Here is a 12714-nt window from a genome sequence, read left to right as displayed (position 1 = left end):
CGCGACCCTGACGGTCTGAGAAAAGGAAGCAGGACAGCAATGGAAGCCAAGGCGCAGGCGCGGTTCGTCCGTGTCACGCCCCAGAAGGCCCGGCGCGTCGTGGACCTCATCCGTGGCAAGCAGGCCGTCGAGGCCGTCGCGGTGCTGAAGTTCGCGCCGCAGGCCGCGAGCGAGCCGGTCCGCAAGGTCGTCGAGTCCGCTGTGGCGAATGCCCGGGTCAAGGCCGACCGCGCGAGCGAGCGCTTCGACGAGACCGAGTACGTGGTCTCCGAGGTGTACGTGGACGAGGGGCCGACGCTCAAGCGGTTCCGTCCGCGGGCGCAGGGGCGTGCGAGCCAGATCCTCAAGCGCACCAGCCACATCACCGTGGTCGTCGCACCGCGTGAGCAGAAGGAAGGGGCCCGATAGTGGGGCAGAAGATTCACCCGCACGGGTACCGCCTCGGCATCACCACCGACCACCGGTCGCGCTGGTTCGCCGACAGCACCAAGCCTGGTCAGCGGTACCGCGACTACGTCCGTGAGGACGTGGAGATCCGCAAGCTGATGAGCACGGGGCTCGAGCGCGCCGGCATCGCCAAGGTCGAGATCGAGCGCACCCGCGACCGCGTCCGCGTGGACATCCACACGGCGCGCCCCGGCATCGTCATCGGCCGGCGCGGCGCCGAGGCGGACCGCATCCGCGGTGAGCTCGAGAAGCTCACGGGCAAGCAGGTCCAGCTCAACATCCTCGAGGTCAAGAACGCGGAGATCGACGCCCAGCTCGTCGCGCAGGGCATCGCTGAGCAGCTGGCGAGCCGTGTCTCGTTCCGTCGTGCCATGCGCAAGGGCATCCAGTCCGCGCAGCGCGCCGGCGCGAAGGGCATCCGTGTGCAGGTCGCCGGTCGTCTCGGCGGCGCCGAGATGAGCCGGTCGGAGTTCTACCGCGAGGGGCGCGTGCCGCTGCACACCCTGCGCGCGAACATCGACTACGGCTTCTTCGAGGCCCGCACGACCTTCGGCCGGATCGGCGTGAAGGTCTGGATCTACAAGGGCGACATGACCGAGAAGGAGTTCGCCGCGCAGCAGGCGGCCGCCGGCCCGCGCCAGGGCCGTGGCGGAGCCCGCGGTGGCGAGCGCCGTGGCGGTCCCCGTCGCAACGACCGCAACGAGCGTCCGTCGCAGCCGAAGCAGCAGCCCGCTGCCGAGGCCCCCGCCGCGTCCGACGCGCCGGCCCCGGCCGAGCAGGCCGCGGCCCCCGAGTCCGGAACGGAGGCCTGAGTCATGCTGATCCCGCGCAGGCTCAAGCACCGCAAGCAGCACCACCCGAAGCGCTCCGGCATGGCCAAGGGTGGCACCACGATCTCGTTCGGCGACTACGGCATCCAGGCTCTCGAGCCCGCCTACGTCACCAACCGCCAGATCGAGGCTGCTCGTATCGCGATGACCCGCCACATCAAGCGTGGCGGCAAGGTCTGGATCAACATCTACCCGGACCGCCCGCTCACCAAGAAGCCGGCCGAGACCCGCATGGGTTCCGGTAAGGGTTCGCCCGAGTGGTGGGTCGCCAACGTCAAGCCCGGCCGCATCGTCTTCGAGCTGGCCGGAGTCCCGGAGGAGCTTGCTCGCGAGGCGCTGCGCCGCGCGATGCACAAGCTCCCGATGAAGTGCCGTTTCGTGGTGCGCGAAGGTGGTGCGAACTGATGGCAATCGGTACCCAGGGCCTTGCCCCGGCCGACCTCGACGGCTTCGATGACGAGACTCTCGTCGCGAAGCTCAAGGAGCAGAAGCAGGAGCTCTTCAACCTGCGCTTTCAGGCCGCCACCGGCCAGCTCGAGTCGCACGGCCGCCTCAAGGCGGTCAAGCGTGACATCGCACGGATCTACACGGTCCTGCGTGAGCGCGAGCTCGGCATCCGTACGGCCCCGAGCGTGAGTGAGTGAGGCACTGATGAGCGAGAACACCGAGACGGTGACCACCGAGGAGCGGGCAACCCGCAAGGTGCGCCGCGGCTACGTCGTCAGCGACAAGATGGAGAAGACCATCGTCGTCGAGGTCGAGGACCGTGTGAAGCACCCCCTCTACGGCAAGGTCATGCGCCGTACCAACAAGGTCAAGGTGCACGACGAGCAGAACACCGCCGGCATCGGCGACCTGGTCGTCATCATGGAGACCCGCCCGCTGTCCGCGACCAAGCGGTGGCGCCTGGTGGAGATCCTCGAGAAGGCCAAGTAAGACAGTCCTTCCCGGTGGGGGCGCGGTGTGACACACGTATGCGCCGGGTCCCCACCACAGCAACTATCCGTTCGGCAAGGCTCGCCCGGGAAAGCCCGGGCCGAGAACCGGCTCGACGACAGGAGATCAATCGATGATCCAGCAGGAGTCGCGACTGCGGGTCGCCGACAACACGGGTGCCAAGGAGATTCTCTGCATCCGCGTTCTCGGTGGATCCGGACGTCGCTACGCCGGTATCGGCGACACCATCGTCGCCACCGTCAAGGACGCGATCCCGGGCGGCAACGTGAAGAAGGGCGACGTGGTCAAGGCCGTCATCGTCCGGACCGTCAAGGAGCGCCGTCGTCCCGACGGTTCCTACATCAAGTTCGACGAGAACGCCGCCGTCATCCTCAAGACCGACGGCGAGCCGCGCGGTACGCGCATCTTCGGCCCGGTCGGGCGCGAGCTGCGCGACAAGCGGTTCATGAAGATCATCTCGTTGGCCCCGGAGGTGCTCTGACCATGGCGAAGATCAAGAAGGGCGACCAGGTCCAGGTGATCTCTGGTCGCGACAAGGGACTGACGGGCCGTGTGCTGGAGGTGCTCACCGACAGCGACCGCGTCGTCGTCGAGGGCGTCCAGCGCGTGACCAAGCACGTGAAGGCCGGCCAGACGTCGCGTGGTACCCGCACGGGTGGCATCGAGACCGTCGAGGCGCCGATCCACGTCTCCAACGTGATGCTGGTCGACCCCGAGAGCAAGAAGCCGACCCGCGTCGGGTTCCGCCTCGAGGAGGTCGAGCAGGACGGTCGCACCCGTACGGTGCGCGTCCGCTACGCCAAGCGTTCCGGGAAGGACATCTGATGACCGAGACGACTCTCGACGAGGCGCTGGTGGCCCCGGCCACGCCGCGTCTCAAGCAGAAGTACCGCGAGGAGATCCTTGCCGCGCTCCAGGAGGAGTTCGGTCACTCGAACCTCCACCAGGTCGCCGGTCTGACCAAGATCGTCGTCAACATGGGTGTCGGGGACGCGGCCAAGGACTCGAAGCTGATCGAGGGTGCGATCCGCGACCTGACCGCGATCACGGGTCAGAAGCCGCAGATCAACCGTGCGAAGAAGTCCATCGCGCAGTTCAAGCTGCGTGAGGGGATGCCGATCGGTGCGCATGTCACGCTGCGTGGCGACCGCATGTGGGAGTTCCTCGACCGGCTGCTGTCGATCGCGCTGCCGCGCATCCGCGACTTCCGCGGTCTGAGCCCGAAGCAGTTCGACGGGCACGGCAACTACACGTTCGGTCTCACGGAGCAGTCGATGTTCCACGAGATCGACCAGGACAAGATCGACCGGGTCCGCGGTATGGACATCACGGTCGTGACCACGGCGACGACCGACGACGAGGGCCGCTCCCTGCTGCGCCGTCTCGGTTTCCCTTTCAAGGAGAGCTGACATGGCGAAGAAGGCCCTGATCAACAAGGCGAACGCCAAGCCGAAGTTCGCCGTGCGCGCCTACACCCGGTGCCAGCGGTGCGGTCGTCCGCACTCGGTCTACCGCAAGTTCGGCCTGTGCCGGATCTGCCTGCGGGAGATGGCCCACCGTGGTGAGCTCCCCGGCGTCACCAAGAGCAGCTGGTAAAACAACTACGCCGTAGGTCCGTGCGGCGCTCCGAGGAGCGCCGCACGGATACCCCGGCGAGGAAGGGCTGGAGCCCGATATGACTATGACCGACCCGATCGCAGACATGCTGACGCGTCTGCGCAACGCGAACTCGGCGCACCACGACACGGTCACGATGCCGTTCTCGAAGCTGAAGTCGCGGATCGCGGACATCCTGCAGGCCGAGGGTTACATCACCGGCTGGACCGTCGAGGACGCGAAGGTGGGCAAGGACCTCACCATCAACCTCAAGTACGGCCCGAGCCGCGAGCGCGCCCTGACGGGCGTGCGCCGTGTGTCGAAGCCCGGCCTGCGTGTCTACGCGAAGTCCACCAATCTGCCCAAGGTCCTCGGCGGCCTCGGCGTGGCCATCCTGTCCACCTCTTCCGGCCTCCTGACCGACCGTCAGGCGCAGGACAAGGGTGTGGGCGGCGAAGTCCTCGCCTACGTCTGGTAATCGGAAAGGAGAGACGCCAATGTCTCGAATCGGCAAGCTCCCCGTTCCGGTCCCGGCCGGCGTGGACGTCACCATCAGCGGAGCACTCGTGACGGTGAAGGGCCCCAAGGGGTCCCTCGAGCACACGGTGCCCGCCCCCATCACGGTCGAGCAGGAGGACGGCACCCTCAAGGTCGCCCGTCCCGACGAAGAGCGTGAGTCCCGTGCCCTGCACGGCCTCACCCGCACCCTGCTGGCCAACATGATCACCGGCGTGACCAACGGCTACGAGAAGAAGCTCGAGATCGTCGGCACCGGGTACCGCGTGACCGCCAAGGGCAGCGACCTCGAGTTCGCCCTCGGCTTTTCGCACCCGGTGAAGGTCAGCGCCCCCGAGGGCATCACCTTCGCGGTCGAGAGCCCGACGAAGTTCTCGGTGTCCGGCATCGACAAGCAGCAGGTGGGCGAGGTCTCGGCGAACATCCGCAAGATCCGCAAGCCCGAGCCCTACAAGGGCAAGGGTGTGCGCTACGCCGACGAGGTCGTCCGTCGCAAGGTCGGAAAGGCTGGTAAGTGATGGCTCTCAAGGTTCTGGGCAAGGGCAAGAGCGTCGCTCGTCAGCGCCGTCACCTTCGCCTGCGCAAGAAGATCAAGGGCACCGCAGCGCGTCCGCGCCTCGTCGTGACCCGTTCGTCCCGCCACATGGTGGCCCAGGTCGTCGACGACACGGTCGGCAAGACCGTGGCCTCGGCCTCGACGCTCGAGGCCGACCTGCGCGCCTCGAACGACGACAAGACCGCCAAGGCCCGCAAGGTCGGCGAGCTCGTCGCCGAGCGTGCCAAGGCCGCCGGGATCGACGCCGTGGTCTTCGACCGCGGCGGCAACAAGTACCACGGTCGGGTGGCTGCGGTCGCCGACGGCGCCCGCGAAGGCGGTCTGGCGCTGTGATGACGACCACGCTCGCACGGAAGATGAGGATCCTCTGATGGCTGCAGGGCAGCGCACCACCGGCGCCCCCCAGGGCGCCAACGAGTCCAAGAACGACGGTCGCCGCTCCAACCGGCGCGACGACCGCCGCAACAACCCCCGCGACGACAAGAACGCCTTCGTCGAGCGCGTGGTGTCGATCAACCGCGTCTCCAAGGTCGTCAAGGGTGGTCGTCGCTTCAGCTTCACCGCCCTGGTGGTCGTGGGCGACGCCGACGGGACCGTCGGTGTCGGCTACGGCAAGGCCAAGGAGGTGCCGTCGGCGATCGCCAAGGGTGTCGAGGAGGCGAAGAAGAACTTCTTCCGCGTCCCGCGCATCCAGGGCACCATCCCGCACCCCATCCAGGGTGAGGAGGCGGCCGGCGTCGTGTTCCTGCGCCCGGCCTCCCCGGGTACCGGTGTGATCGCCGGCGGTCCGGTGCGTGCCGTGCTGGAGTGCGCCGGCATCCACGACGTGCTGAGCAAGTCGCTCGGCTCGTCGAACGCGATCAACATCGTCCGCGCCACCGTCGCGGCCCTCAAGGGCCTCGAGGAGCCGGCCGCCGTGGCCGCGCGTCGTGGTCTCCCGCTCGAGCACGTGGCTCCGGCCCCGCTGCTGCGGGCGCAGGCCGCCGGCCTCGCCGCGAAGGGCGACAAGAAGGCCGACGAGAAGGTGGGTGCGTGATGGCTCGCCTGAAGGTCACCCAGGTCAAGTCCGCCATCGGCGGCAAGCAGAACCAGCGTGACACGCTGCGGACCCTCGGCCTCAAGCGGATCGGCGACACCGCCGTGAAGGAGGACCGCCCGGAGATCCGTGGCATGGTCACCACGGTGGCGCATCTCGTCACCGTCGAGGAGGTCGAGTGATCATGGCCGACAGCACCGACAAGAAGGCGGCCCAGCCGCTGAAGGTCCACCACCTGCGTCCGGCTGCCGGCGCCAAGAAGGCCAAGACCCGTGTGGGTCGAGGCGAGGCGTCGAAGGGTAAGACGGCGGGCCGCGGTACCAAGGGTACGAAGGCTCGTTACCAGGTGCCCGCGGGCTTCGAGGGGGGGCAGGTTCCCCTGCACATGCGCCTGCCGAAGTTGCGCGGCTTCAAGAACCCGTTCCGCGTCGAGTACCAGGTCGTGAACCTGGACAAGCTCGCCGCGCTGTACCCGGAGGGTGGCTCCGTCACCGTCGAGGGCCTCGTCGCCAAGGGCGCGGTCCGCTCGGGTCAGCCGGTGAAGGTGCTCGGCACGGGCGACGTCACCGTGAAGCTCGAGATCGCCGTCGACGCGGTCTCGGCGTCCGCCAAGGAGAAGATCCTGGCTGCCGGTGGCTCCGTCTCGGAGGACTGAGAGCTGACGAAGGGCCGGTGGCGCACGTGCGCCACCGGCCCTCCGTGCTGTCCCGGGCGGGTGACGACCGTCCACGGACCACCAGTCGGGGAGACCGGATTCGGGCGATCTGCTAGTTTCGTTCGACGCACGTGGCCCAGGTCACCTCCCGAGGCACGTAGAATCCGTCACGGTCCGCACTGCACGCGGCGCGCGCGGTGACCGTCGGGAACCGGCCGGACCACGACCGAGTCGGTGCGTCGACGCCGCGGCAACGTCCGCGACGGCGACGTGCCACACCTCGCCGGACTCCGGCGACACGACACCCCGCCGCGGCGGGTCAGGAGGATAGGTGCTCAGCGCATTCGGCCGGGCTTTCCGGACACCGGACCTGCGGCGCAAGCTGCTGTTCACGATCGCCATCATGGCGCTCTTCCGCGTGGGGTCGTTCATCCCGACCCCGGGCGTCGACTATGCCAACGTGCAGCAGTGCGTCGCGACGCTCGAGGGGGAGACCTCCCTGCTGGGCCTGGTCAACACCTTCAGCGGTGGCGCGCTCCTGCAGCTGTCGATCTTCGCCCTCGGGATCATGCCGTACATCACGGCGAGCATCATCACGCAGCTGCTGCGCGTGGTGATCCCGCGGTTCGAGGCGCTCCACAAGGAGGGGCAGTCCGGCCAGGCGAAGCTGACGCAGTACACCCGCTACCTGACGATCGCGCTCGCCATCCTGCAGTCGACGACGATCGTCACGACGGCGCGCACCGGGCTGCTGTTCCCGGGCTGCCAGCTCGACGTCGTCGTGAACGACAGCTTCCTGACGGCCGCGCTCATGGTCGTGACGATGACCGCCGGTACCGGCCTGGTCATGTGGATGGGCGAGCTCATCACGGAGAAGGGCATCGGCAACGGCATGTCGCTGCTGATCTTCACGTCGATCGTCGCGAGCTTCCCGACCGCCCTGTGGTCGATCGCCGGTGGCGCCAACGGGCCGCTGAACTTCATCATCATGATCCTGGTCATCGTCCTCGTCATCGGGATGGTCGTCTACGTCGAGCAGTCGCAGCGACGGATCCCGGTGCAGTACGCCAAGCGCATGGTCGGACGGCGGATGTACGGCGGGACGAGCACCTACATCCCGATCAAGATCAACATGTCCGGCGTGATCCCGGTGATCTTCGCGGCCTCGATCCTCGCGATCCCCGCGCTCCTCGCCCAGTTCGGCGACCAGAGCGCCGACTGGGTCATCTGGATCTCCAACAACATCGCTCAGCAGGACCAGGCGCTGTACATCGTGCTGTACGTCCTGATGATCGTCTTCTTCGCGTTCTTCTACACGTCGATCACGTTCAACCCGGACGAGGTCGCGGACAACATGAAGAAGTACGGGGGCTTCATCCCCGGCATCCGCGCGGGCCGGCCCACGGCCGAGTACCTCGACTTCGTGATCACCCGGATCACGTCGGCAGGTGCGCTCTATCTCGCCATCATCGCGCTCATCCCGACGCTGGTGCTGGTGTTCCTGGGAGCTGCGACGAACATCCCGTTCGGCGGCACGTCGATCCTCATCATCGTCGGCGTCGGCCTCGAGTTCGTGAAGCAGGTCAACTCCCAGCTCCAGCAGCGACACTACGAAGGGTTCCTCCGTTGACCGAGACGACCACCCCGACCACCCGACGCGAGCTCCACGGCGCCCCCGGCGACGAGGGACGCGTGACGCGTCTGGTGATCATGGGCCCGCAGGGGGCCGGCAAGGGTACCCAGGCGGCCCGCCTCGCGGAGATCTTCGCGATCCCCGCGATCTCGACCGGCGACATCTTCCGCGCGAACATCGCCGGGGGCACGGAGCTGGGCAAGCTGGCCCAGGAGTACTCGTCCCAGGGGGAGCTCGTCCCCGACGAGGTGACGGACTCCATGGTGCGTGACCGCCTCGCCGAGGAGGACGTGCACGGCGGTTTCCTGCTCGACGGGTACCCGCGCAACGCGCACCAGGTCGAGGCGCTGGACGGGATCCTGAGCGACCTGGGCTGGGAGCTGGACGGTGTCATCGAGCTGACGGCCGACCGGGACGAGCTGCTCGAGCGGATCGCCAAGCGCGCGGAGGTCGAGGGCCGGGAGGACGACACCCCCGCGGCCATCGAGCGTCGGCTGGACATCTACGACGCGGAGACGGCGCCGCTCACCGCGGCCTACGCCGAGCGGGGCATCCTCGCCCGGGTCGACGGCCTCGGCGAGATCTCCGAGGTCACCGACCGCATCGTCGCCGCCCTCGCTCAGCAGCTCGGCTGAGCCGGCGTGTTCCGTTCGCGCCCGCGGATCGAGCTCAAGAACCTCGACCAGGTACGTCTCATGCGACGTGCCGGGCTGGTCGTGGCGAAGGCACTCGCCGCGGTGCGGACGGCTGCTCGACCGGGCATGACGACGGGTGACCTGGACGCCGTCGCCGCCGCCGTGATCACCGCGGCCGGCGCGGAGCCCTCCTTCCTGGGGTACCACGGGTTCCCGGCGTCGATCTGCACCTCGGTGAACGAGGAGGTCGTCCACGGCATCCCGGGCCGGCGGGTGCTCACATCGGGCGACCTCGTCTCCGTTGACTGCGGCGCGGTCGTGGAGGGTTGGCACGGCGACTCGGCGCTCTCCTTCGTCCTGGGGGAGCGGGGTGCGGTGGACGTCGACGGCGCCCCGGGCGTCGCGGACGTGGCCGCTCAGGGGCTTGTGCGGGCCACCCGGACCGCGATGTGGGCAGGCATCGCCGCGCTCGCCGAAGGCCGTCGTGTCGGTGACGTCGGGGTGGCCGTCGAGGCCTCCGTCGACCTGTCCGCCGAGCTCCTCGGGACCGAGCTCGGTCTCGTCGAGGAGTACACGGGCCACGGCATCGGCACGGCCATGCACCAGCCGCCCGACGTGCTGAACTTCGCCGCCACCGACCGGGGGCCGCGGTTGCGTCCGGGCATGTGCCTGGCCGTGGAGCCGATGGTCACGCTCGGTGGTGCGAGGACCGACGTGCTGCAGGACGGCTGGACCGTGGTCACCGCCGACGGTTCGCGGGCCGCGCACTGGGAGCACACGGTCGCGGTCCTCGACGGGGGAGTGGCGGTGCTGACGGCCCAGGACCTCGGTGCGGAGGGCCTCGAGCCCTTCGGCGTGCGACCCCTTCCCCTGTGACGGACGTCAACGGGCACCGTGGTTGCCCTCAGCGAGGTATGGAGTAGGATGGTCTGTCGGGTGTAGTCCGTTCGATCGTGCCCGTCCTGAGCCCGAGGTGCCCGGTGCAGACCTGGTCCTCGCGGTGACGGGCGACGGCCTGGCCAGCGGAAGCACGCGATCCACGTTCCCGACGTCCTGTTGTGGTGCCGCCACGGCTGGTCGAGGGTGCGCGGCAGCAGTCCGTCGAGAGACACAGACGAGAGTTAGCGGAGGACATGGCAAAGAAGGACGGTGTCATCGAGATCGAGGGCAGCGTGGTCGAGGCCCTGCCGAACGCGATGTTCCGCGTGGAGCTGGCCAACGGGCACAAGGTTCTCGCACACATCTCGGGCAAGATGCGGCAGCACTACATCCGGATCCTCCCCGAGGACCGGGTCGTGGTGGAGCTCAGCCCGTACGACCTGTCCCGTGGCCGGATCGTCTACCGCTACAAGTAGTCGTCATCCCCCCACCCGATCTACATCGCCGCCTGTGCGGTCGGCCTCGCGGCTCGGCCAGGGAGGCGGCGGAGGAACACTGATGAAGGTCAAGCCGAGCGTCAAGAAGATCTGCGACAAGTGCAAGGTGATTCGCCGGCACGGTCGCGTCATGGTGATCTGCGAGAACCAGCGCCACAAGCAGCGCCAGGGCTGATCGCCGCAGCATGACTCCGTGGCCGTCCTGAGGGACGCGCCACGCACAGCGCACCAGCACGAACCCGACCGTCTCACGAGGCGGCGGGGGAACCTCCGGTCCAGGGGCCGGGGCCCGCGGTCATCGCGGGAGGCCGGTGCGGGAGACCTCTGGAGAGCAGTACAGGAGCCGAGAGGCACATGGCACGTCTTGTCGGCGTCGACCTCCCCCGCGAGAAGCGGATCGTGGTCGCGCTCACCTACATCTACGGCGTCGGTCGTACCCGCGCCGAGCAGACCGTCGCAGCGACGGGGATCTCCCCGGACGCTCGCGTGAAGGAGCTCGCTGACACCGAGCTCGTCGCGCTGCGCGACTACCTCGAGGGGAACTACCAGATCGAGGGTGACCTCCGTCGCGAGGTCGCTGCCGACATCCGCCGCAAGGTGGAGATCGGTACCTACCAGGGTCTGCGCCACCGTCGCGGACTGCCGGTGCGCGGTCAGCGCACCAAGACCAACGCGCGCACCCGCAAGGGCAAGAAGCGCACCGTCGCGGGCAAGAAGAAGGCCCGCTGACGTCAGCAGTCCGTGGAGCGGGTCAGCACCGCTGACCTCCGCCCCGGTCCGACGACCTCGTACCAGGAGAACTTTCACCTATGCCTCCCAAGACCCGCGCCGGCTCCGGTCCGCGCAAGCCCCGCCGCAAGGACAAGAAGAACGTCCCGCTCGGCCAGGCGCACATCAAGAGCACCTTCAACAACACGATCGTGTCGATCACCGACCCGTCGGGTGCCGTCATCTCGTGGGCGTCCGCCGGCCACGTCGGCTTCAAGGGCTCCCGCAAGTCCACGCCGTACGCCGCGCAGCTCGCTGCGGAGTCGGCGGCCCGTCGCGCCCAGGAGCACGGCGTCAAGAAGGTCGACGTCTTCGTCAAGGGCCCGGGCTCCGGTCGTGAGACCGCGATCCGCTCCCTGCAGGCGACCGGCCTCGAGGTCGGCTCGATCCAGGACGTGACGCCGCAGGCGCACAACGGCTGCCGCCCCCCGAAGCGTCGCCGCGTCTGACTGTCTGATGCCGTCCGGACCGCCGGCTCGGGCGGGACGAGGACCGAGAGGTGCTCGCCCGCCCGCACCGGGTCCGGACGGCAACCTGCCCGGGCGGGTGGACCGAGTCCCGCCCGGGACCGCGCCAGACCGCGGATGCGTGATGCGTCATATAGCGGACGCACACTGAAAGGACCAACACAGTGCTCATCGCACAGCGCCCCACACTGACCGAAGAGGTCATCTCGGAGTACCGCTCGCGCTTCTCCGTCGAGCCGCTCGAGCCTGGCTTCGGCTACACGCTCGGCAACTCGCTGCGTCGCACGCTGCTGTCGTCCATCCCGGGCGCGGCGGTCACCTCCATCCGCATCGACGGTGTGCTCCACGAGTTCACCACCGTGCCGGGTGCGAAGGAGGACGTCACCGAGATCATCCTCAACATCAAGAACCTCGTCGTCTCCTCGGAGAACGACGAGCCGGTCGTGATGTACCTGCGCAAGCAGGGCGCCGGTGCGGCGACCGCAGCGGACATCGTGCCGCCTGCGGGTGTCGAGGTGCACAACCCCGACCTGCACATCGCCACGCTCAACGACGAGGGCAAGCTCGAGATCGAGCTCACCGTCGAGCGTGGACGTGGCTATGTGTCCGCCGCCCAGAACAAGGCGCTGGACGCCGAGATCGGTCGGATCCCCGTGGACTCGATCTACTCGCCCGTCCTGAAGGTCACCTACAAGGTCGAGGCGACCCGTGTCGAGCAGCGCACGGACTTCGACAAGCTGATCGTCGACGTCGAGACCAAGCAGGCCATCGCACCGCGTGACGCGCTCGCGTCGGCCGGCAAGACTCTCGTCGAGCTGTTCGGTCTCGCCCGGGAGCTCAACGTCGAGGCGGAGGGCATCGAGATCGGTCCGTCGCCCACGGACACCGCGCTGGCCGCGGACCTGGCACTGCCGATCGAAGAGCTCAACCTCACCATCCGGTCGTACAACTGCCTCAAGCGCGAGGGCATCCACCAGGTCGGTGAGCTGGTCGCGCGCAGCGAGGCGGACCTGCTCGACATCCGCAACTTCGGTGCGAAGTCGATCAACGAGGTCAAGGAGAAGCTGGCCGAGCTCGGCCTCGCGCTCAAGGACTCGCCGCTCGACTTCGACCCCTCCGGCGCGCAGTACTTCGGCGGCGGGGACGACGAGACCTCGTACAGCGACGAGCAGTCGTACTGACGCACCGCGCCCGCAGCGGCCCCGCTCGACATGACGGGGCCGCGCGGCGCGGTACCACCCT

General features: G+C 68.3%; 23 protein-coding genes. All 23 read left to right on the top strand.

Annotation, left to right across the window (positions count from 1 at the left end; translation table 11 throughout):
- The first annotated feature begins 39 nt into the window (after positions 1-39).
- The 23 genes from rplV to AC3RJ8_RS13515 all read left to right on the top strand — a co-directional run bounded on the left by rplV (position 40) and on the right by AC3RJ8_RS13515 (position 12653).
- Positions 40-408, top strand: coding sequence for a 50S ribosomal protein L22 (gene rplV / locus AC3RJ8_RS13625; RefSeq protein ID WP_106267310.1), 369 nt, complete (start codon positions 40-42; stop codon positions 406-408).
- Positions 408-1259 carry a 30S ribosomal protein S3 gene (gene rpsC / locus AC3RJ8_RS13620; RefSeq protein WP_407318969.1) on the top strand — a complete coding sequence of 284 codons (852 nt, stop codon included), beginning with the start codon at positions 408-410 and terminating at the stop codon, positions 1257-1259. Before rplV ends, rpsC begins: the two co-directional genes overlap by 1 nt.
- Positions 1260-1262: 3 nt before the next feature.
- Positions 1263-1682, top strand: a complete 420-nt coding sequence (gene rplP / locus AC3RJ8_RS13615) for a 50S ribosomal protein L16 (RefSeq protein ID WP_106267307.1) — start codon at positions 1263-1265, stop codon at positions 1680-1682.
- A complete protein-coding gene (gene rpmC, locus AC3RJ8_RS13610; protein WP_106267305.1) occupies positions 1682-1921 on the top strand; it encodes a 50S ribosomal protein L29 in 240 nt (79 codons plus the stop codon). Before rplP ends, rpmC begins: the two co-directional genes overlap by 1 nt.
- Before the next feature lie 7 nt (positions 1922-1928).
- Positions 1929-2213 carry a 30S ribosomal protein S17 gene (gene rpsQ, locus AC3RJ8_RS13605; RefSeq protein WP_407318968.1) on the top strand — a complete coding sequence of 95 codons (285 nt, stop codon included), beginning with the start codon at positions 1929-1931 and terminating at the stop codon, positions 2211-2213.
- Positions 2214-2346: 133 nt separating this feature from the next.
- Positions 2347-2715 (top strand): 50S ribosomal protein L14, encoded by a 369-nt coding sequence (gene rplN, locus AC3RJ8_RS13600; protein ID WP_106267302.1) that lies wholly within the window; start codon positions 2347-2349, stop codon positions 2713-2715.
- Between the two features lie 2 nt (positions 2716-2717).
- Positions 2718-3059 carry a 50S ribosomal protein L24 gene (gene rplX / locus AC3RJ8_RS13595; protein WP_407318967.1) on the top strand — a complete coding sequence of 114 codons (342 nt, stop codon included), beginning with the start codon at positions 2718-2720 and terminating at the stop codon, positions 3057-3059.
- Positions 3059-3643, top strand: coding sequence for a 50S ribosomal protein L5 (gene rplE, locus AC3RJ8_RS13590; protein WP_489713123.1), 585 nt, complete (start codon positions 3059-3061; stop codon positions 3641-3643). The genes rplX and rplE overlap by 1 nt, the downstream gene beginning before the upstream one ends.
- Before the next feature lies 1 nt (position 3644).
- Positions 3645-3830, top strand: a complete 186-nt coding sequence (locus tag AC3RJ8_RS13585) for a type Z 30S ribosomal protein S14 (protein WP_013837851.1) — start codon at positions 3645-3647, stop codon at positions 3828-3830.
- Positions 3831-3909: 79 nt separating this feature from the next.
- The gene (gene rpsH, locus AC3RJ8_RS13580) at positions 3910-4308 is read left to right on the top strand and encodes a 30S ribosomal protein S8 (RefSeq protein ID WP_171782456.1); all 399 of its coding nucleotides are present in this window, start codon (positions 3910-3912) and stop codon (positions 4306-4308) included.
- 19 nt (positions 4309-4327) lie between these two features.
- Positions 4328-4864, top strand: a complete 537-nt coding sequence (gene rplF / locus AC3RJ8_RS13575) for a 50S ribosomal protein L6 (protein WP_407318965.1) — start codon at positions 4328-4330, stop codon at positions 4862-4864.
- Positions 4864-5235: a 50S ribosomal protein L18 gene (gene rplR / locus AC3RJ8_RS13570; RefSeq protein WP_407318964.1), complete on the top strand. Its 372-nt coding sequence runs from the start codon at positions 4864-4866 to the stop codon at positions 5233-5235. Before rplF ends, rplR begins: the two co-directional genes overlap by 1 nt.
- 37 nt (positions 5236-5272) lie before the next feature.
- Positions 5273-5938: a 30S ribosomal protein S5 gene (rpsE, locus tag AC3RJ8_RS13565; RefSeq protein WP_489713122.1), complete on the top strand. Its 666-nt coding sequence runs from the start codon at positions 5273-5275 to the stop codon at positions 5936-5938.
- Complete coding sequence (gene rpmD, locus AC3RJ8_RS13560) at positions 5938-6120, top strand: 50S ribosomal protein L30 (RefSeq protein ID WP_106267288.1); 183 nt, start codon at positions 5938-5940, stop codon at positions 6118-6120. The genes rpsE and rpmD overlap by 1 nt, the downstream gene beginning before the upstream one ends.
- Before the next feature lie 2 nt (positions 6121-6122).
- On the top strand, positions 6123-6593 hold the full coding sequence (gene rplO, locus AC3RJ8_RS13555) for a 50S ribosomal protein L15 (RefSeq protein WP_489713121.1): 471 nt from the start codon (positions 6123-6125) through the stop codon (positions 6591-6593).
- Between the two features lie 331 nt (positions 6594-6924).
- The gene (gene secY / locus AC3RJ8_RS13550; protein ID WP_489713120.1) at positions 6925-8223 is read left to right on the top strand and encodes a preprotein translocase subunit SecY; all 1299 of its coding nucleotides are present in this window, start codon (positions 6925-6927) and stop codon (positions 8221-8223) included.
- Positions 8224-8303: 80 nt separating this feature from the next.
- Positions 8304-8861, top strand: a complete 558-nt coding sequence (locus tag AC3RJ8_RS13545) for an adenylate kinase (RefSeq protein ID WP_489715642.1) — start codon at positions 8304-8306, stop codon at positions 8859-8861.
- 6 nt (positions 8862-8867) lie between these two features.
- Entirely contained in the window at positions 8868-9737 is an 870-nt protein-coding gene (gene map, locus AC3RJ8_RS13540) for a type I methionyl aminopeptidase (RefSeq protein ID WP_489713119.1), read from the top strand.
- A gap of 257 nt (positions 9738-9994) precedes the next feature.
- On the top strand, positions 9995-10216 hold the full coding sequence (infA, locus tag AC3RJ8_RS13535) for a translation initiation factor IF-1 (protein ID WP_012867920.1): 222 nt from the start codon (positions 9995-9997) through the stop codon (positions 10214-10216).
- Between the two features lie 82 nt (positions 10217-10298).
- Positions 10299-10412: a 50S ribosomal protein L36 gene (gene rpmJ, locus AC3RJ8_RS13530; protein WP_088289657.1), complete on the top strand. Its 114-nt coding sequence runs from the start codon at positions 10299-10301 to the stop codon at positions 10410-10412.
- Between the two features lie 179 nt (positions 10413-10591).
- The gene (gene rpsM / locus AC3RJ8_RS13525) at positions 10592-10966 is read left to right on the top strand and encodes a 30S ribosomal protein S13 (protein WP_407318960.1); all 375 of its coding nucleotides are present in this window, start codon (positions 10592-10594) and stop codon (positions 10964-10966) included.
- 80 nt (positions 10967-11046) lie between these two features.
- On the top strand, positions 11047-11454 hold the full coding sequence (rpsK, locus tag AC3RJ8_RS13520; RefSeq protein ID WP_407318959.1) for a 30S ribosomal protein S11: 408 nt from the start codon (positions 11047-11049) through the stop codon (positions 11452-11454).
- Positions 11455-11636: 182 nt separating this feature from the next.
- Positions 11637-12653, top strand: coding sequence for a DNA-directed RNA polymerase subunit alpha (locus AC3RJ8_RS13515; RefSeq protein WP_407318958.1), 1017 nt, complete (start codon positions 11637-11639; stop codon positions 12651-12653).
- Positions 12654-12714 lie beyond the last annotated feature (61 nt).

The organism is Isoptericola sp. MSGPD8_1_ISO-PGPR-S23-394 (genome assembly GCF_058072785.1).
Note: the sequence above shows the minus strand (reverse complement) of the source record. Positions and strands in the feature narration are given on the sequence as shown.

Coding starts and splice junctions, on each gene's coding strand:
- rpsM (WP_407318960.1), top strand. CDS start 10,592: ATGGCACGTCTTGTCGGCGTCGACCTCCCCCGCGAGAAGCGGATCGTG.
- rpmD (WP_106267288.1), top strand. CDS start 5,938: ATGGCTCGCCTGAAGGTCACCCAGGTCAAGTCCGCCATCGGCGGCAAG.
- rplF (WP_407318965.1), top strand. CDS start 4,328: ATGTCTCGAATCGGCAAGCTCCCCGTTCCGGTCCCGGCCGGCGTGGAC.
- rpsE (WP_489713122.1), top strand. CDS start 5,273: ATGGCTGCAGGGCAGCGCACCACCGGCGCCCCCCAGGGCGCCAACGAG.
- rpsK (WP_407318959.1), top strand. CDS start 11,047: ATGCCTCCCAAGACCCGCGCCGGCTCCGGTCCGCGCAAGCCCCGCCGC.
- rpmJ (WP_088289657.1), top strand. CDS start 10,299: ATGAAGGTCAAGCCGAGCGTCAAGAAGATCTGCGACAAGTGCAAGGTG.
- rplR (WP_407318964.1), top strand. CDS start 4,864: ATGGCTCTCAAGGTTCTGGGCAAGGGCAAGAGCGTCGCTCGTCAGCGC.
- rplO (WP_489713121.1), top strand. CDS start 6,123: ATGGCCGACAGCACCGACAAGAAGGCGGCCCAGCCGCTGAAGGTCCAC.
- AC3RJ8_RS13585 (WP_013837851.1), top strand. CDS start 3,645: ATGGCGAAGAAGGCCCTGATCAACAAGGCGAACGCCAAGCCGAAGTTC.
- rpmC (WP_106267305.1), top strand. CDS start 1,682: ATGGCAATCGGTACCCAGGGCCTTGCCCCGGCCGACCTCGACGGCTTC.
- rplP (WP_106267307.1), top strand. CDS start 1,263: ATGCTGATCCCGCGCAGGCTCAAGCACCGCAAGCAGCACCACCCGAAG.
- rplX (WP_407318967.1), top strand. CDS start 2,718: ATGGCGAAGATCAAGAAGGGCGACCAGGTCCAGGTGATCTCTGGTCGC.
- rplN (WP_106267302.1), top strand. CDS start 2,347: ATGATCCAGCAGGAGTCGCGACTGCGGGTCGCCGACAACACGGGTGCC.
- rplE (WP_489713123.1), top strand. CDS start 3,059: ATGACCGAGACGACTCTCGACGAGGCGCTGGTGGCCCCGGCCACGCCG.
- AC3RJ8_RS13545 (WP_489715642.1), top strand. CDS start 8,304: ATGGGCCCGCAGGGGGCCGGCAAGGGTACCCAGGCGGCCCGCCTCGCG.
- rpsQ (WP_407318968.1), top strand. CDS start 1,929: ATGAGCGAGAACACCGAGACGGTGACCACCGAGGAGCGGGCAACCCGC.
- infA (WP_012867920.1), top strand. CDS start 9,995: ATGGCAAAGAAGGACGGTGTCATCGAGATCGAGGGCAGCGTGGTCGAG.
- rpsH (WP_171782456.1), top strand. CDS start 3,910: ATGACTATGACCGACCCGATCGCAGACATGCTGACGCGTCTGCGCAAC.
- rplV (WP_106267310.1), top strand. CDS start 40: ATGGAAGCCAAGGCGCAGGCGCGGTTCGTCCGTGTCACGCCCCAGAAG.